19 protein-coding genes are annotated in these 18471 nt (G+C 50.8%); 7 read left to right on the top strand and 12 right to left on the bottom strand.

The features are described from left to right. Positions 1-1252: 1252 nt before the first annotated feature. The 11 genes from BN1130_RS22105 to BN1130_RS22100 form a co-directional block, all read right to left on the bottom strand. Positions 1253-1558 (bottom strand): hypothetical protein, encoded by a 306-nt coding sequence (locus BN1130_RS22105; RefSeq protein WP_157013894.1) that lies wholly within the window; start codon positions 1556-1558, stop codon positions 1253-1255. Positions 1559-1602: 44 nt separating this feature from the next. Next, positions 1603-4251, bottom strand: a complete 2649-nt coding sequence (traC, locus tag BN1130_RS04140; RefSeq protein WP_084218123.1) for a type IV secretion system protein TraC — start codon at positions 4249-4251, stop codon at positions 1603-1605. A gap of 13 nt (positions 4252-4264) precedes the next feature. Further along, positions 4265-4636 (bottom strand): TraV family lipoprotein, encoded by a 372-nt coding sequence (locus BN1130_RS04135; protein WP_042040505.1) that lies wholly within the window; start codon positions 4634-4636, stop codon positions 4265-4267. Positions 4637-4655: 19 nt separating this feature from the next. Beyond that, positions 4656-5522 (bottom strand): disulfide isomerase DsbC N-terminal domain-containing protein, encoded by an 867-nt coding sequence (locus tag BN1130_RS04130; protein ID WP_042040504.1) that lies wholly within the window; start codon positions 5520-5522, stop codon positions 4656-4658. An 11-nt stretch (positions 5523-5533) separates the two neighbouring features. Next, a complete protein-coding gene (locus tag BN1130_RS04125; RefSeq protein ID WP_084218122.1) occupies positions 5534-7126 on the bottom strand; it encodes a TraB/TrbI/VirB10 family type IV secretion system protein in 1593 nt (530 codons plus the stop codon). A 9-nt stretch (positions 7127-7135) separates the two neighbouring features. Next, entirely contained in the window at positions 7136-7924 is a 789-nt protein-coding gene (locus BN1130_RS04120; RefSeq protein ID WP_042040502.1) for a TraK domain-containing protein, read from the bottom strand. Beyond that, the gene (locus BN1130_RS04115) at positions 7921-8478 is read right to left on the bottom strand and encodes a TraE/TraK family type IV conjugative transfer system protein (protein WP_042040501.1); all 558 of its coding nucleotides are present in this window, start codon (positions 8476-8478) and stop codon (positions 7921-7923) included. The genes BN1130_RS04120 and BN1130_RS04115 overlap by 4 nt, the downstream gene beginning before the upstream one ends. 7 nt (positions 8479-8485) lie before the next feature. Continuing rightward, positions 8486-8779 carry a type IV conjugative transfer system protein TraL gene (gene traL / locus BN1130_RS04110; RefSeq protein ID WP_042040499.1) on the bottom strand — a complete coding sequence of 98 codons (294 nt, stop codon included), beginning with the start codon at positions 8777-8779 and terminating at the stop codon, positions 8486-8488. 57 nt (positions 8780-8836) lie between these two features. Next, a complete protein-coding gene (locus BN1130_RS04105; RefSeq protein ID WP_042040498.1) occupies positions 8837-9196 on the bottom strand; it encodes a hypothetical protein in 360 nt (119 codons plus the stop codon). A 104-nt stretch (positions 9197-9300) separates the two neighbouring features. Then, a complete protein-coding gene (locus BN1130_RS04100; RefSeq protein WP_137736210.1) occupies positions 9301-9642 on the bottom strand; it encodes a hypothetical protein in 342 nt (113 codons plus the stop codon). A gap of 420 nt (positions 9643-10062) precedes the next feature. Next, entirely contained in the window at positions 10063-10425 is a 363-nt protein-coding gene (locus BN1130_RS22100) for a hypothetical protein (RefSeq protein WP_157013893.1), read from the bottom strand. A gap of 487 nt (positions 10426-10912) precedes the next feature. On the opposite strand from BN1130_RS22100, the gene BN1130_RS04090 reads away from it, so the two are divergent. From BN1130_RS04090 to repA, 7 genes are all read left to right on the top strand, one after another. Beyond that, complete coding sequence (locus tag BN1130_RS04090; RefSeq protein ID WP_042040494.1) at positions 10913-11638, top strand: ParA family protein; 726 nt, start codon at positions 10913-10915, stop codon at positions 11636-11638. 14 nt (positions 11639-11652) lie between these two features. Next, positions 11653-12774, top strand: coding sequence for a ParB/RepB/Spo0J family partition protein (locus tag BN1130_RS04085; RefSeq protein WP_084218121.1), 1122 nt, complete (start codon positions 11653-11655; stop codon positions 12772-12774). Positions 12775-12806: 32 nt separating this feature from the next. Then, complete coding sequence (locus BN1130_RS04080) at positions 12807-13307, top strand: hypothetical protein (RefSeq protein ID WP_042040492.1); 501 nt, start codon at positions 12807-12809, stop codon at positions 13305-13307. 12 nt (positions 13308-13319) lie between these two features. Beyond that, positions 13320-14687 carry a DUF8535 domain-containing protein gene (locus BN1130_RS04075; RefSeq protein ID WP_157013892.1) on the top strand — a complete coding sequence of 456 codons (1368 nt, stop codon included), beginning with the start codon at positions 13320-13322 and terminating at the stop codon, positions 14685-14687. A gap of 402 nt (positions 14688-15089) precedes the next feature. Beyond that, entirely contained in the window at positions 15090-15602 is a 513-nt protein-coding gene (locus BN1130_RS04070; protein WP_042040489.1) for a lysozyme family protein, read from the top strand. Between the two features lie 102 nt (positions 15603-15704). Continuing rightward, a complete protein-coding gene (locus BN1130_RS04065; RefSeq protein WP_042040488.1) occupies positions 15705-15908 on the top strand; it encodes a type II toxin-antitoxin system Phd/YefM family antitoxin in 204 nt (67 codons plus the stop codon). Positions 15909-16235: 327 nt separating this feature from the next. Continuing rightward, the gene (repA, locus tag BN1130_RS04060) at positions 16236-17165 is read left to right on the top strand and encodes a plasmid replication initiator RepA (protein WP_084218120.1); all 930 of its coding nucleotides are present in this window, start codon (positions 16236-16238) and stop codon (positions 17163-17165) included. A 448-nt stretch (positions 17166-17613) separates the two neighbouring features. Here repA and BN1130_RS21500 read toward each other — a convergent pair whose 3' ends face one another. Then, complete coding sequence (locus BN1130_RS21500) at positions 17614-18003, bottom strand: H-NS family nucleoid-associated regulatory protein (RefSeq protein ID WP_171006535.1); 390 nt, start codon at positions 18001-18003, stop codon at positions 17614-17616. Between the last annotated feature and the right edge of the window lie 468 nt (positions 18004-18471).

The raw sequence follows: 18471 nt of genomic DNA, 5'->3' as shown, positions 1-18471 counted from the left end.
CTGATTTGGGAAACAACGCCATCTACCGCGGGACTATCTACGTTTTCCTTTAGCCGGCCTAGTGCCGGCCTTTTTATTTCCATTGTTTCCGATGGTTGATATGAAGTTCAGGTCGCAGGCCTGCTCTCAACCACTGTTCTCCGAACTGCGTCATGACTACTAATTCTTGATGCCTGCAAGTGAGCCGGTCGGCAATTTGCAGCATGAGACTTACATGCCGTGGACGCAGCCTGTATATAGCCATGTCCCTAGGCGCAGCTGCTGGGTGGCATCGATGCGCGGCAGCGCCTTGGCCATGCGGCCCAGTCCGGCGGTCTGGCCTCAAGAGGGGTGATCGCGGACAGGAACGCGCTGCAGTGCTGCAACCGCTCGAGGTACCCCGCTGGCCGGCAGCCCCAGCCTCTCCCTGGTGGTGCGAGATCAGATCCGGTGGGCGTGCTGCTGGACCATGGCCAAGTGCCCGGGCGGGACGGCAGACAGGGCCATCACCTGGTGGACGACCCGCTCCGGCGGCCTGGCCCCCTGGGACGGGTGATCGTGGGCAGGAGTGAGCTGCAGTGCTGCAACCGCTCGAGGCACCCCGCTGGCCAGCAGCCCCAGCCTCTCCCTGGTGGTGCGAGATCAGATCCGGTGGGCGTGCTGCTGGACCATGGCCAAGTCCCCGGGCGGAACGGCAGACAGAGGCCATCACCTGGCGGGCGACTCAGTCCTGCGGCCTGGCCCTGAGGGGCGGGTGATCGTGGGCAGGAGCACGCTGCAGTGCTGCAACCGCTCGAGGCACCCCGCTGGCCGGCAGCCCCAGCATTTCCCTGGTGGTGCGAGATCAGATCCGGTGGGCGTGCTGCTGGGCCATGGCCATGTCCCCGGACGGGACGGCAGACAGAGGCCATCACCTGGTGGGCGGCGCGCTCGGTGGCCTGGTTCCCAGGAGTGCGCTGCAGTGCTGCAACCGCTCGAGGTACCCCGCTGGCCGGCAGCCCCAGCCTCTCTCTGGTGGTGCGAGATCAGATCCGGTGGGCGTGCTGCTGGACCATGGCCAGGTGCCCGAGCGGGACGGCAGACAGGGCCATCATCTGGTGGGCGACCCGGTCCGGCGGCCTGGCCCTGAGGGGCGGGTGATCGTGGGCAGGAGCACGTTGCAGTGCTGCAACCGCTCAAGGCGCTCTGTCGGCCGGCGACAAGACGGTATGAAGGGTGGCTGAGAGAAGTTGCGGCTGCAGAACTGCAACCGCTCGAGGAACAAAGCTGTTAGCTAGTCTGTGAGCCAATCGACAGCTGTATTGTGTGTTACCGCTTCAGTAGTTGCTTCAATTATGACACTGGAATATCCCCCCACGGTGGGATTTACCCCCATATTAGCCGCATGTTCTGCTTCATCGAAAGTGGGGAATACGGCACATGATTCACGACTGTAGCCTCTTTCGAAAATAATCTTGCAGCGCCCATGGTATCCGTCAGGCACTGTTGAAATAACATCTGGCGTAATTTCATCTAGGTAATCAATCATTGTTTTATCCTGTGAATTTAAAAGACAGCCCATCACTTTGGGGTTGTTCAACTTCGTCTCACTGTAAAAATGGAGAGGATAACCTCTCCATGTTTTTAAGCAGCTTTTACGCCTAGCACTTGGTCTCTTGCCATTTTGTTCGCATCATGAGGCGTATGGCCTGCTGCCTTATAAAGATATTCGAGCTTCATATGTTCAAGGGCCATAACTAGGTCATTAGAACCAAGCCCCATACTTCCGTAGAACTCTTTTAGCTCGCCAACTCTTGTGTAGTCCTCGCCTTTAGTCGAATAACTAGCTATAGAGAATCGGTCCAAAGTCACGCGGCCAATCGAATTGATATTGCCTGGGCCGAAGATCATTACTTCACTGTAACGTTCATCATCTCTGCGTACAGATTTTAGCAGGCGCATTTGATAGTCATCTAGCACGACCCGTTCACTTTTCGAAAGGGCAGCAATGGATTCCTTTTTCTGAGACATCATAAATAACCAGTCGCTGTTTGCGAATACAGCGGCTGCAGCGGGGTTTCTGAAGTAATCATCAACACCTTGCGTGCCAGTGACAAGAGCCCCAACGTACTTTCTTGCCCGTCTTGAAACGTCTTCTACGAATTTTGAGTCTCGGCCTTCAAGTAGTTTCCATCCTTCATCAATTTTCAAAATAACAGGACTTTTTCGGTCTCCGAGATACATTTTCTCTGTTACATGGAACATTAATATTTTCATAACGACTTGTAACATTCGAGCTCCACCTTGAGCAAATTTCTCTGTCTCAAGAACAACGTATCTGGAGTCGAAATTTATGTTACATGGGCGTTCAAAGAACTGCCCCCATGGGCCTAGCTTGGTGAAGGGTTTGATTGTCAGCGCGAGTTCATAAATGATAGCCCTTGTCGTTTCAGGTATTCCTACCTCTTCACTACGGAGCATCATCTCCTCATAGATGAGCGTAAAGGTTGTAGCTTGCTTATGCTTATTTATAACAAAGGGTATTACGTCGCTCAGGATACTCTCTTCTGTATCGGTAATATCCTGTCGTTGCCGTGCCATGGACGCGACAATTGAGGTAATCAGAGAGTTAACTTCTTGCCAATATTCATTTTGCTCTTGTGGTGACGCATTTTTCGCAGGGCCGATATTGGAGAAGGGGTTTAGTGATAAATTATCATCAAGATCGATGTATGTCCCGGAGAACAGTTCGCAGCTATATTTATACGAGCCGCCAATATCGATGGTGAAATCTCTTCCGCCTGCTGCTAGGACGCACTCAGTAATATAGTTCATGGTGACTGATTTGCCAGAACCTGATTTCCCTACCACCGACATATTGAAGTTGCCGTCTGGGTTTTTGAACGGGTTGATGTTCATCAGCTGACCACGACGGCCTAGCAATAGCATTAATGGTTCGCAGTTCTGGCCGCGCCATTCACCTTGTAAGTTTGCAAGGTTTGCAAGATTCCAGCTCATCATGTGGCGTGTCATGCCAAGATCATCAAGGTCATCAAATAACCCCTCTGCCGCTGAGAATGGAATGCAAGTCATGAAATATGCAAGAGACAAGAAGCGAATTTTTTTTAAGCGCCATCCTTTAGCTGATTCGAAAATAGCTTTCGCTTGCTCTTCACAGCGGTTTCCTTCGCCATCCGGTGCAAACATGATAACGGACTGATGAAGCTTAATCGCTTTCTCGCCATCGTCCATGTGCTTCTTAACGAATAGCCACTCTTGCGCCTGTTGTCGCACATTCGGGTTCAGGGCGGCCAGTATGCTTGTATCCTGAGCCTTCTTTGTTGTTTTTAAGGCTTCTGTCGTGGCCTTTTCGATCATCCTGTCTTGCTTGGGAATATAGAAACTCGTGACCATCAACACCGAGCCGGTGTAGCGCATCGCATCCTGAAACACGCTCCCCAAGAGGTCTTGATTTTGCCACTGGGCCCAAAGCCTGGGGCGCTTCTTGACGGTAAAAACGCGAACGTCAAATGCATCCTCAGTGCCCTCATTGAGCACTAAGTTGGACATTTTTACGCGCAGTTTGGAATCAGGTTCGGTGGCCTGCTCATTTAGCGGAGTGACATCATCAGTAGTGATCTGGGCCGGGTACGGGTCACGAGTACGGCTGATCCAATCGCTGGTCAAGGAGACGATACTGTCTTTACCAAGAACACGGTTGGCAATCCCCGCTTGCTCTAAACTCGCTTGGAACGACTCACGCATATTGACTGCTTGCTCGAGATCCGTGCTCTTGGGTTTTCCCGCCTTTGCCCAAACGAAAAATGCCCGGTGATGCATCAGGCGCATTGTACGGCCAGGAAAAATCGAGCCGTTAATGCCGCTGGCAAGATGCTTGACTCGCTCTGTGGTCATTTTTTGTATTAGAGGGTTTGGATCCGTGCGTGAATTAGCCCAGCGGTCTAATTGATCACGACACTTATCTGATATTTCAAGGATTATCTGTCCATAGACATTTTCACCCATGCTTGAATATGCTTGTGCAAGCTGCCTGACGGTTTCCTCATCTGCCCCATTTAATGGTGCGAGCTCCAACACATATCCATAGCTATTGCTGTTTATCGCCATCATTGTTTCAGAATCGAAACTCCGTAGCGATATGAGTGACGCAATGCCAGCACCATCATAGAAGGACTTGGTGGAAGGATGATAGGGCGTTGCACGCCCCATTTCATCATCACCAAATGTGAAAAAATTCCCTATGGATTCAGTTATAGAATCAAACCACCTCATATCATCACCGCCATTAGTTTTTTATGCCTGCGCCAGCCCAGCGACCTTTTTTCACAAACCAAATATATTGTTGATCAAACCAGAGGTCATTTTGGGTATCTTCTACAGGCGCGAACCACATCCTGGCCTGCTGGTCAGGAATCCGTCCCGGCGTGTATGTAGGAGTGGGGATGTTATAGGGCTCGGCATCGTCTTTAAGAACGGCAGAGCCCTTCTGCTTTACTGATTTAGGGACCGGGCTGAGATTATCTACGTCCTGAGTGGTAAGGCAGGGTGAGATACCATCATCCGATTTGCACTCGTAATCTGTTTTATAGGTGGATGCGGCGCACCCACCCAGCAGAAAGGCGAAAGAAATAATTGCATACTTCATTACGTTGTTCATATCTGTTCCTCAGTTATGACTACTTGGTCTTGTGAATATTTTTAATAACCTGATTGAGAGATGATTGATCCAGATACCCTTCAGAAATCAACGAGCCGGTTCGTCCATCATACAAAATAGGAGTGCCCATCCTTCGAATGTTGGTGTTCGGGTCTTTCGGCATAGTGGTGAAATATTGATTGTAGAAGTCATATATTTTCTGCAGCCCAGCAGTGTCACAATCTGTTCTCACACCGGATATCACATATCTACGCTGAGCGAAGTTTTCTATAGTTTTCAGTGGTTCATTGGAGCAGAAAACATCCTGAATCATGCTCTTGTCAGAGATGTTCGGTATAAGCAGTGCGCGAATGGTTGCATTCAATCCAGCACTCTTGCTTTCAGAGTAGAGCCTATTGCACCAACCACACTGAGGATCGAAAATTTCGTATATGACAGGGGCATCCGGGCCAGCGTCATGCAGCGTAATTGAATATTGTGCTATTTCTTCGAAGGCTTCTGCTGGAACACTGGTGGGAAGCGTAGGCCTGCCCTCAGTGGATATATGGCCTTCCTTGCTATTTTCCTTCGGCAAAATGCCCAGGGCGCGCTTGCGGTCTACAGTGATATCTCTTTGGATGCTCGGGTCATAAATCCCACCGACAAAAAGCAGCTTCGCCTCGGTATCGGTGTAATACAGGTTCGTCGAGGATACGACTTCATACAGACCTGCAATGGGGGACGCATTGATCTTCACATCTTTGGATTTAGGGAAGTGTTCTGCAAACCGTTGTTGTACCGACTCGAGCCCGGAATTACGTGTGCTGATGAAATATCCGGCGATCCCTGCCAGAACAATCAATGTAAACGCAATTAAATTAACGGCGTTAAATTTAATGTATTTCATGTTATTCCTGTTTAGTAAAGACTGGTGTTCCAGTTGGTTACGGTCGCATCCTGAGCCTGTGAACCCTGCACCTGTGTGGTGACAGGCTGGGCATATTGGATTACCTGCTGTGCCGCTTGTTGGTAGTTCTGCGGAGATGGCGCAGTATTGAGAGCCTGGTTGTTGATATAAACCCCAGAGGGAGTCTGCTGCTGAGCGGTTGCGGTTTGGCGGGCCCCGTCCTGCAACTCTTGTTGGCCGGAGAGGTCGACGGGAGTGAAAAACACGATCTCAACGGGTGTGCCTGCTTTGATTGGCAAGACCGGCTGGATCTGTTCCAGGCGTTTTATGTAGTAGCGTTGCATTTGAGTACCGGTGGATTTCAACGCTCCGCCAGCAAGATCAAGCACGGCATCGCCACCGTCATAGGTTTTCACTGTGCCCATTGCACTCTTGCTGGTCTCGCCCTGGAGTCCCTGAACTACATCGCCTGTTGAGCCGAGAGCCCCAGCCCAGAAAGCGTGAGTCATCAGGTCGCCTTCTCTACGGACTACTTCCCCCTTTATCCCATACTGGCCACGACTGGCCAAATAGCCGTTGACTCGAACAGATACGTTGCGGCCGTCAGGATAGGTACATGACATCAAACTGATACGGGCAGGTGACATCTCCGCCGACTCGTCCCCATAGGCTGCCGCTTCCACAACGCAACCAGTGGTATCAACAAAGTGTTTCTTGCCATGCTTGTCCATCCCTGCCACAGCTCGACCTTCAATACGAACCAGTAGCGGGCGCGGGTCTTTCTGCGCGTCTACAGACGCAGATGTCCGAGCACCGATAATGATACGCCCGGGCGCATAGCTACCTGGGGGGAGGTAGTCTTCACCAATCGGCTTGCCACCTTTCTTGCGGGAGGAAAGGTTGAATTCGAGGGTTTCCCACTTCGGCTTTCCTGTTACTGGAGTGCCGGCGTTAGCTGCAGGATTAGGCTGTGCGTAGCCGCGAACAGCTGGAGTATTTCGTGCTGAAGCACCTGCCGGAAGACCATCAGCATCGACCGCTCCACCGTTCCCAGTCTTGGACAGCTCACCTTGCAGTTCTGCAACTTTCCCCTCCAGCTGTTGGCGTGCTGCGGCGTCAGCCTCCAGGCGAGCAAGTAGATCCTCTTGATTAGCCAGTGCCGCCTCCCGCTCCTTCTTAAGGGTCTCTTCCAGTGCCTTGAATGAGTCGGCAAGGCTGGCCACGGTACCCAACATCTCGCTCTGCTTTCGTTGCGTCACGGAGAGTTCTTGGTCCAGTTGTTCCGCATAGCTCGATGCATAGTCCTGGTTTTTGGTGAGATCAGGGAGCCTCCATTTCCCCTGGTTCTGGGAAAGCCGTTTGGCAATGTCAGCGGCAGTGGTGCCTTGGGTCGAGGTGGCTGCTACTTGATCTTCCGTATATAGGCTGTAAACCGTATAGGCTCCGCCAATGAGGAAGCAAACGCACAGAAGCACACCAAACCATATCCATCCTTTTCGCCTTCTTGCAGCTGGATTCTCTGGAGTGAGCTCCTGCTCAATTACTTCATCAGCAGGGACCTCTGACATGGACGGGTCAGTTACGCTAGGTTCTACTCTGTTCATTGGAGGCCCTTAGTTCCTGCGGATCCGATAAGCGGTGATATGATGTTTCGGCGGCACCATAAATGCGTCCTTTTCCATCAGATACATAGGCGCATCTACATACACACCAACACCTGAGGAAGCATTGAGCTGGCGCTCATGCAACGGCAGTGAAACCGTGCCCTTATTTACGATGTCCAGCTTCTCTCCTACCAATGCGGTTGTAAGCCAGAGTTGAGTAAGCCGGACATCAAAACCATCTGGTAATGCCGTCTTCACACCGGTATCCATGACCCGCATTTCCACCCCATCAGGTAAACGTGACGCGGAAGGTATGAAGCGAACCATCTCCTGGGCCAAACCGAGAGCGGCTTCTTTCTCTGAGCTGAACTCTTTCCCCCAAACCAGCTTGGGGACTTGCGCAGCAACAGTGCCTACTGGTGGGGTATAACTATTTGCCGCAGCAGGGGGGATGGAGGGAGAAAGAATTACTTCTGCAGGTTCCCCTTGCCGGGGCTGGAAGCTGACGCGAAGCCGAATACCATTCTCGGTGGTGACCAGGGCACTGATCTTCTTCTCCAGGGCGCCCGATTCAGTTGGAATAATCATGAGCTCGCCAGTGTCAGTATCAATCGAGTGTTCGATCATTCCCCCCGGCACAGAAAGTTGAGCAATCCTGTCGTCGGTAAATGAAATGAAATTGGGCTCATCTCTCGATATGCCAATAGTTACTGGTTTCCCTTCGGTAAAGGTGACTGGCGTTACGGCGAAAATTGCAGGACTGCAAATTGCCATCGCTAATACAAATACCTTTCTCATTTGCTCTCTCCAAGATCGACAATGTCAAGCAATTGACCTGTTTCAGGCTTATATCTGAATCCGTACAGCACTTCTTTGGGGTCACCAACAGGCCTGCTGCCAAGACGAATTTCTTGGACCCCTCGAACGATCGCTAATTGTGTGGGGGCATCGAAATAGATGTCTGATTGGAAAAAGACAAACTTATAGCCTTTTGTCTTAATCTCTTTCGCTTGGTCATTTATCCATGCCTTCAGCTTCGTGTGCGCAGTAGGTGCTGCCCTTCTTAAAAGAACTCTTGCGGAGAGACCTACCGTGTCAGCGGTCATGTTGAAAAACAACAGCGCATCTTCATACGCAAGTTGTTCATAGTAGGCGCTGTCGCCAGCCTTGCTGGCCAATGAATACTCTTTGCAAGTGCGAGTAGGAACGTGTTTGACCGGAGGGTCATATAAAAATATTTTAAAGGACAGTGCTACGTTGGCGGTCATCGTCAATAGCACCATGAATTTCCAGCCGTTGATTTTGCGACTGGCTTTAGCGACATCATCGCTATTATTCTTCACTTCTGACATGCAGGCCTCAGCTGTAGTACACGCGGATTGCTGAGTCAGGCAAATATCTCAGGCCGCTAACAAATTTTGGAAATATCCAATATTTGACATGTGATAAAAAATCCGGGTCACCTTTTTGTGCCTTTCTAAATACCAGGTAGAAGGCGATACCTACAGCAAGCCCAAGAATGAATTGGCCTGCGTTCCAACCCACGAGAATTGGTGCAAGTAGTAAGCCGAGTTCTTGTGTAGTGAATATCAGTATTTTGAAAGGGTCATCAAGGCGTTCGGGAACTAAATACATTTCATAATCGGACGACATAGAAAACTCCTATCTCCACGAGCAGGCGGGCCTATGTAGACCCGCCCCGGAGTAACATCAGATCAGGGCTGTTACCGTGAAGTCGACAATGTTGTCAATACCGTTCGCAGTGAAACCGACCCCCAGGGCCGACATCAACAACTGCGGCTGGAACTTGAAGACGGAGCCGATCATGGCGAAGGTGCCGCTGACGCCGGTCGCCAGTTTGCCGCCGTAGCCGGTCGCCACCCCCATCGTCGAGTCGTAGGAGTCTTTCAGCAGGGTGTCGCCGCCGTTACCGGCGAGAGCAGAGGTTGCCGCGACCAAGCCTACGGTACCGACGATAGCTCGGGTGGGGGGGCGCTTCATGAGGCCAGAAATGGCCAACTGGACATTCACACTGCCTTTCAGAACAGCGGAATTGATCGATTGAATCATGGATGGATTCTCCTCTCTTCCATGGGGTTGCAGAACTGCAACGCCAAATAGCGTTGCAGCAATACTGGGACGAGGAGAGTGGGAAGGGGCGGGGCCCTAGGTGATTAAGGCTGTTCTAGACGAGAGTTGAAATCATTCTCAAACTTGCGTAGGAAATGGACCTCCGCAACGTCGAAATTCTCATCGATATACTCTAGAACTTTCTTTGCGTCTCTAAATGACCGGTACTTCTTAGCCCCTCTACGAGAACTCATCAGTACCAGCTCTGACACTTCTTCACCAATTCTCACTCTAAAGACAATGCGGTACCAAGTCTTCTCTCCATCCGAGGCTCGTTCCTTACCCTCGAAAGGGATGCAGTACAGGGCCTCCAGCACGTTGCGCTCGTCAAGAAGAAGGGTCTTGAGGTCCGCATGGGTCACCTCATTAATCGGGGGGTGAATCATCGTTACGTTTTCCTTTATCAATCCCCGCGTCGAAAATATATATATCGACACAGAGAAGGTCAATTGGATGTGCAAAATAATTATTATTGTTGGTCGTTTCGTACCGCGATGCTCTGCGGATAGCATTATTGTAACCACTCCTGTAGCTTTGCCAATTATAACCAGTGTGAGGAGATGGAGGTTTTGTGATGCGTTTGACACCAGAGAGCGAACCCAACTTCAAGGTGCGGTGCAGCTCAGGTTATCAGCCAGTGGTCGTCTATGACGCTGGCCGGCAGGTATACGTGATTGCTCAGAGGCTTCCCGGATGTGAACCTGAGTTCGCGCTGAGTTATAGGGTTCGTAGGGAAATTCGGATCTTTAAGACATGTCCTGTCGGAGCGCTGGAACAACTCGGTCTGAAAGAGGTGCCACTCATTCTCACTGAACAGATCGAAGAATGCTCGCCATTAACACTAAGGTCATCCAGCTCGTGATCACGGCCATGAGAGAAATGGCAGAGCTGGCCAAGGCATAGATCAGTACGTTAAACACCTGAGGCTGGTATTCGAGGAAGAAGGTAGGGAATGTGCTGACACCGAAGCTGGCAATGATGAGCAGTGTTGCAAGCAGAGGAAGGCAAGCCTTTATGTCCGCCCGAGACAGTCGTGCGTAAGCCAGGAAGGGGAAGCCTAGCCCGCCAAAAAGTAGAACATAGGGCAGGACAGTCAGCAGTGTTGCAGGAAGAGTATCGATGTGAGGTGCCTGCAACCATGCTGCCAACAGGGTATGGGACTCTGGCATAATCAGTGCCGGTGTGAGCATAGAAATGCTTAATGGTGCGCTACCGACGCACCCCATCCCTACCAGTGAAAGGAGGCCACGCTGGTACCTGACATCTAAGGTGCCGAGCACCCCCTCATACCCTGGAACACGTTGTAACCTCAAACGGGTCGGGAGGATCCCGAACGGGATTGCGACTATGCCATGCGTTAACTCATGCGTGAGGGTTCCAAGATAATGAAGGGAGAATGACACTTTCTCTGTAAACACCCGGGATATTGCCGAGCACAGCAACCCGCAGAAGGGGTACAGCAGAGCAGCGGCGACGATAGGTAGGGCTAAGAGTGCAAATGAAGGCCAGGCAGATATCAAAGTTCCCATTTATCAAATCTAGTGTGTCGATATATATATTATCGTTCCATTTTGTCGTGACTTAGCCTATCATCGGGGACAGGCAAATCAAGTTGCCAACCGGGCGCCGGGCTGTGGTGCAAATGAGGATTTATCCATGCAAGCTAAGCTGTTTCGTTCATCCAAAGTAATCGTTATTGCAAATCCGAAGGGCGGGGTTGGGAAAACCACGTCTACGGTGAACCTTGGTTCCATCATCGCCAGAAAGTATGGCTGCAGGGTTTGTCTGATTGACGGTGAAAAAGATGGTTCGTTGAGCAATTTTCAGTTTTTCGGGAACAATGAGCCGGGGGCAATTGACGTATTCAGTGGGTTCTCGAATGACCTGCAAAAGCAAATTCCGCTGTATCGCCATGCGTATGACGTCATAATTGTCGACACTGCTGGCGTAACTCCTGACGTAGGAGCGGGTTTTTCAACCTCGATGGTTGGCCAAGAAAAAGTCGCCCTGGCTGCTGTTGCAAATGCCGACCTGCTGCTGATCCCCATGAACCCAAGCCCTATCGATATCCGTAAGACGGAGCAATATGTCAATACGGTTGAGCGCTTGATGGTGATGAGACCCCAGTTGCGGGCGGCCATCATGCTGAATGAAGTCAAGAAGACCGAACGCCTGACTACGATGTCCATCGAAGAGCTCACTGGGCGTTGGGAACATGTTCCTCTGCTGCCCGAAACAATCCGGGACACCACTATTGTGAAGCAGGCCTTCGGTGCCGGTCTAGCCATTGATGAGTACGAACCCAATCATCCGGCAGCAGATGACTACCGGGCTCTCACCGACAGGGTAGTTGCAGTGCTGCAAGATCTGGATGGACAGTAAAGGGGGATACTTCAGTGGGAAAGGCGGCTAAGGGTATTACCCTCTTTAAAAAACCGGAGCCAGACGATAAAGGTTCGACTCCAGTAAGCAAACCGGAATACTTCTTTATTCCTGATGTTGCGGCAGGAAGAACGCTGGTTGAGATTCCTCACGACAGAGTTCGACCTGATCCTGATCAGCCAAGAACAGAGTGGGCAGAAGAGGATCTAGATGACTTGCAGGGAAAGGTTGAACCTGCAGGCAGACTTCTCCAACCGATAACCGTCCGAGAAGACCCTGACAAACCTGGATACTTTGTTATCAAAACAGGGGAGGGGAGATGGCGTGTAACGGGGCCAGATAGGCTGGATTGGGCAACGATCACATGCATTATCGAATCCTCTGATATGGAGGTCGATACCCAGGATGTCTTCGCTAATCAGATCCTCGAGAATATTGGCAAAATAGCAATGCGGCCCCTTCAGTTAGCACAGGCGATTGAAAAGTGGATGCATGGCTTTGATGGTAAACGCAAGAGCGGTCGGGAAGCGGCGGCAAAGTTTGGGTTAAGTGAAACCGCGATCTCCAGGTATCGAAAGCTACTCGGGGCTGACGAGCGGATCCAAGCACTGGCCGGGCGGTTGACCAATATCAACACACTCACCTCGTTGGTCGATTTATCCAGGCTCGATGAGGCGAAGTTTGAGGACGTCATCACCCAGCTAGATGCCGGCACGCTGTTAAATGCAGAGCGCTATTTGCAGCAGCTGGTCGCCGGCTTAAAGAGCCCGCAAGACCGGTCTAAGAGTGGCACCTCTAGCGCCACGAATACCAGCGAAAACCCTGATGCAAATCCAGAGCTGATTGAGGGGGGGGGTGAGGAACCGAGTACAACCTCTCCCCAAAAAGGCAAGCAACAAAGACAAAAACGGGTCCCAGGAAATGCCACCCCAGCTCACTTGCAGTGTGGCTGGAATGAGACGCTGACCCTGGTGGACGAAACTATCCCCACTGTGGACAGCATCACTGCTGCTGAGGCCGACGGGTTTGCAGTACTGCAATTCCAGATGGCCGGGGGTCCAATATCAATGAAGTTGTCCTTTGAACAGCAGCTACAACTGAAGTGGTTGCTGGATAAGGCGGCGGAGAACCACTAAGGGAGGGGCGAGCAATCGCCCCTATGGTGTGAATGGTTGAATCAATAAATGGGCTTCCCCCAGTAGATAAAAATGAACTGATCGCGGCTGGAAAATATTTCGGCCGTATTTTTCTCGAGTACGTGTGGAACTTGCCTCAGTACCGCGGGGCTAAAGGAAAGGACGAGCTCAGCCATGAGTTATTAACAATAGGCATGGCTGAACGTGAAGCACAAAAAGACACCCTGCAAGTGAAGGCAATCATTGGCATGATCTGCAGTCGACAAAATATTCCATACTGGTTGAATTATGCTGCAATGAAACTGGCACTCGAAAATAATTTCAAGCCTGTTCATCCTGCTGATTCAATCGGTATTGTGGCTACATCGCTTAAAGACTTTCAGAGTGGATATAGCAAGCGAGAGAGTAATCAAATAAAGCTTTCCTCACTCATGTCATATATTGATATGACATATCATGTTGTTCTGCCTGAAGCTCACTATCCAATCATCATTGCCTATCTCGAACACCGTAGATACGAAGTCATGAAATAATAGGGCTGCGCTGTGAAAGTAATCAAGAAAGGGTTCTACGAAGCCACCAAGGGTGGTTATGTTCGTTCTTTAGAAGAGCGAGAGCGAGAGCGGCAGTTGCTTTCCGATACCTGGACTCCATCATCCGATCCCTATACACGGCAACAATCCTTGCTGTTACAGATGAGAGAGCAACAACATTGGCTCTTGTGTGACTGTCAGAGCAGCAAACCAGTAGTCATGTATCCACGTAGATACCCGTCAGGTGTGATTGGTCTGGTTAACCACCCAGACCATCATGCTCATGAAGAACACTGTCCGTTCTGGAAAGTGACGAACCCTGAATCTGAGAAAGAAGGGCGCAAGCTACGGCGTGTCAGGCAACGCTTGGATTTTTGCTTCCATCAGCGTATTAATTCCGACCCCACGGAGCCTGAGGAACAAGATAAGGAGCCATCGAAGAATAAAAAAAAGCCAGGAGATCCTGGTTTGGTCAAGCTTATATATCTATTACTGGCTATATCCAGATTAGACCGGTTTGATGGGGAAAACAGGTATAACCAGTCACTTGCCATTGAGAGAATTCGTAAAGCAGCGGCCAGCCTCACAGTTGATAAGTTATTTACTGTTGCAGATATTCTGTATACAAATATCAACGAAATTAATAGTGCGGTCAGAACGTTGCAGACCACAAAATCAAAGTGGTCCCGACGAGCCAGACCCCATGCAATATTCATTGTGATGTTTGATAAGCATGAATATGTGGGCAAGCAATTGAAGATCCAGTGGTTCAAAAAATCTGGCGCAGAGTGGGATAAATCCGAATACATTTTCCCGTCACATATGAAAGTTGTGATGCCTGGGCGGGTGAATGTCGCTGAAGGGGGGCCATACATCATGGCATTTACGTTGGCGGATCCAGAGGGAAAAGAGGACTTCCCCTTCTTCTCACCCTGCAAGGGGGCCATTGTTCCGATCTTAACGAAAGAGCACCCGATGCCAGTTGATAGCCGTTTCGAGCGCGAGACGTTCAAGGCATTGCGAACTCTGGCAAGAAAAGAGCTGGAGTGCCAGAGATCAATAACCGTTATCAAGCCTTTGAGTGACCTTGTTGCGCCGCTTTCTGGAGAGCCTTGCCGCCCAGATGCGGTGATCGAGTTCGGGGTCAGGAAAGTCATCGTCGAGGTGATGGGAAGTTACAGCGACGATTATAAGTTGAGTAAAGCTATCACACTGCCTCGTATGCGAGAGATCGCGCCGGTGATCGAGTTTGACGCCCTCGGCGCTGACTTAGATGGCCAGCTCAGGGAGGAGGCCATGAAGGTGTGCAGACAGGCTGTTGCGAAGCTTACCCAGGATCCCTCTGGAAGCACTGCAAGTGAGCCAGATCCAAGGGGGTAGTATGTAGAAACGACCAGGTGTATTCATGGGCTGCATTGAGCAATTGGACGACCCCTGGAACATCAATCAACCACCCGGCCCGCAGCCGCTCCCTGAGATTTGCCTTCACATACCATCGATGCTGTTGAGGAAGTCCTGAAATGGTTGTTGCCAGCGACTCGTCAAATCTCGCTGGTGTGATCACCCACCATCCCTCTTCGGCTCTCAGCATGGATATCCCTGGCCTGCCAGCAATGCCCTGGTGAACAACGGTTTTTCTTCTTGCCTTGGCCTGTCGGTACCGAGCCCACGCCTGGACATAGAGCCTGCCTTTGTGTTGAGTCCCCATAGCATGATCCAAATGATCTTTGTGTTCCATCATGCTACCATCCGTGTGTCGATAATAGTATTGTTGCTGCCATTATGATCCAAATCAGCCCGTCATTGATCAATTCCCTCGAGTCCATCGGACGCTCGTCAAAGCTCAGCGAGGCAGAGACGCAGGATGTGTTGGACGCGGCCAGAGCCTTGCTTTTTTTGAGAGAGGTTCTGACCACAATTGCAGTCGGCTACGACGTGGGAGACGCCACTCGTGATGAGCTGCTGCGGTGGACAGGGAGACTGCCTGATCACGAACTTGAGCATACAGGTGAAGCCCTGCCTGATATGGAGCCACCAGTGCTACAGGTCGCCAACGTGCCATGGGAGGATCTTCATATCCGGCTTCGGGACGGCCTTAATCGGCTTGCCAGAGAGCAGCAACTCTACTTTCAGATGATGCTGGGACAGCGTGACTCAGCCGGACTCTGGTCTGCCTTGCGGGATGAAGGCCTGCTGACAGAGCAGCAGCTATCTCTACTGCAAGTCCAGCAGCCAACACCAGACTGGATACTCTCGATCGCTCAGGATGTGGTCGAGCGCATGGGGATTTTGTGATCATGACGAGAGATCATCGATAGATCATTGGATTCTGAGTAAAATCAGATTAAAATCAGAAGCTATTGATTGTTCGAGTTTTGGGTGAAGAAGGGGGAAGGTATGGCTGCACTTGTTGAGCGCGCTGATCAGGTCATTTCTGCCACGGAAATGTCCCGGAACTTTTCTTCTAACATCAGTCGAATCGCCTCTGGCCAACAAGACCGACTGGTTGTGATGAAGGGCGGAAAGGCGTTGGCTGTTGTGATGTCCCTTGATGAACTCTACCGCTTGCAAGGCGGTGAACAAGCGAGAGAAGTAGGCTAAAAAAGCAAAACCCGCATGGGGTCAGTTTGGCGACCATCCCCAGCGGGCTCGGAATCCCAATTAACCAACCACTCTGCCGGCAAGCAGGTACATACGTTAAGGAGGTCAATTATGTAGAACATACCGAGGATTACTCGGCGGGCTGAACGTCCCGTATGCCGAGACGCTTTAATTCTTCAGTTGCAATGATAGCACTCTCCGTTTTCCGTGTGCAAGCTGCTGGCGATTTTTTGCGTCCCGATTTGTGTGTTTTTTGAACTGGGAACACTGTGCCAGTGGCTGCGAATCAAAAATTGCAGTGCTGCAAATCCCTGACGCGGGTTTGCGATGCCTGTATCTAGAACAAAACCTGGTCATAACGAGGCTGTGGCACGTAGACGAGCGTTTGTCGAACGCTCCTGCTATGTTGCTAACCCCAATCCTGCGTTTAGCGCGCCAGGTCACCATAAGCCGCATCGGCCGAAGTTCATCAAGTCATGTATGAACCTGGCGGCCTCTCGAGATGTCTGCTCTTGGGCGGGATTCACCCTATTGGAGGCGGTTGCCGGCCGTCGTCGCCATTTCTATGTGCACGCGCGACGGGGCATGAATGCGATGGTGATGGCCATGCTGCACTATATGAACAGGGTCACATGGCAGGTCGAAGCGTCAGTGCATACCCTGACGCTTCACTGCGCAATGGACACTACCTCTCGCGCTGGCAACCATTCGATAACCCGGGGAACCCGGCGGATTGTCGATCTTGAACGATTTGGCCTGGTTGAGTGCGAGAAGCACATAGATCAAAAGACAGGTGCCATTTATTTCAAGAGCATTGTGGTCACTGAGCGGTTCTTCGACATGATTGGTATGGATGTTGAAGTGGCGCTCCGTGAACGCAATACCGCATTCGAAAAATGGCGGAGCGATCAGAACCTGGGATTAGATATCTCGCTGTCCGAGATGGGCAGAATGTCTGTCACCGAATATAGCAGCCTGCGTAAACAGTATGTAGTGGCCAAGGCGTGGTCATTCCGCCATGACAAGAAGATAACAAAGGCACAGGTTCGCAGAGCAAAGCGCCTTGCTCAGAAACCCAAGGATGAACTGCGCAGGATCGTTGCTGAGGAGCTATTCCAGAAGACATCAAACTCAGCGCGTGACTTTAGCAGCGCAGCTATTTCTGCATTCAATCGACAAGTCGGCCAACGGATGCGCTATATATATGTTCTCGCTGTGGCAGATGATCCACCAGACGATCCCCAGCCCCTGAATTAACCATTTCAGAGCGTGCCACATTGACAGTGGTACGCTCTGGCATACCTGCCTGCCGTAATTGACTGAAATTCAACCACCTCCTTTATTCGTATCCCACACCGAAATGGCCAATAACGGGCTACCAAGCCATCGCAGTTAAAGTTATCTACATAAAAATGCATTGGATGAGGCTCTTAAAATGCGCGGGAACGCTTGATAGATGCATGGTTACTTAAGAGATCAATATTCCTAAAAGATCAGATCTTGTCTATCGCCCGTTATCTGTGGATAACGGGGAAGAATGCCTGGCTATGCAGGGCAGCTACGCTGCCCGCCGCCAGAGGGGGGAAAAAGGAGAGAGGCTGGTCTTGAGCCCTAGCCTGACAGGATAGCCTCTTATAGGCTTTTGCACGATGATTGGACAGAAATGAAGGATGCGTCATGCGACAGCATCAGCAGGAGTGCCATGTCACTCCTGTTGCGCTGATTGGGAGATGTACCGTTTCAGGGCCTCTTTTCCTATCGAATCGATGATGGGTTTCAGTAGCCTTGGAGCGTGGCCCCGGCCAGACCACTGCACGAGCTGACCATTAATCTCGTAGGTGATTTTCCTGGCTGGTTTGCGCTCTTTTTCCAACTTCTCTTTCAGCCGGTCATAGGGTATCCCTAATTCTTCTGCACGTTGGAGGAGTTGTTTCTTGAGAAGTCGTGACGCTTTTTTAGCTTCATCGCGTGCGGTTATTTCTTTCTCAATTTCCTTTACGAGTTTACTCAGCAACCTTGGGCTCAGTTTCGCCAGAACAGACTTTCTGGATTCAGCACGGGAGAGATAACAGACAACAGATTCGAGATCGGACACGGGTGTATACCTTAAAGAAGAGATCACATTCTGATGAAGAGAGGCACATTTGATGCGCCAAGACTCACTGAATTTTTGAATAATTAAAATATAATTTTTCCTATCTCCACGATAATATAATCCATTAGTGGGGAATGAGTATCAGAGATGATAAATACATCTTCGCCCTATTCAGCAACAGATGGTGTGGGCCGTGCACCACAGTGAATTTATCTGTAGATGGCATAATAATGGTGCCCGGTTTCAAAACCAAAACCTTGGAACAGTTATATGACAACTCCAGTCGCTAAAAAGTTTGCTCTTCCCATGCGGATTACTCAAATATCGCGCCCAGGAATGCCAGATTGTTGATGTAGCAGCGCGTGTAGGGTATCCCCGAGGTTTGGTACTCCGGCGCTAAGCAGCACCTTGGCGGCGGCCAAAGAACGGGACTCTCTTCGTGGTAACAGCGGCGTTGTTTCCCAAATC

Source organism: Aeromonas rivuli, from assembly GCF_000820045.1.
Taxonomy (GTDB): Bacteria; Pseudomonadota; Gammaproteobacteria; order Enterobacterales; family Aeromonadaceae; genus Aeromonas; species Aeromonas rivuli.
The sequence above is the reverse complement of the archived record's forward strand: the minus strand, read 5'-3'. Positions and strand labels throughout refer to the sequence as shown.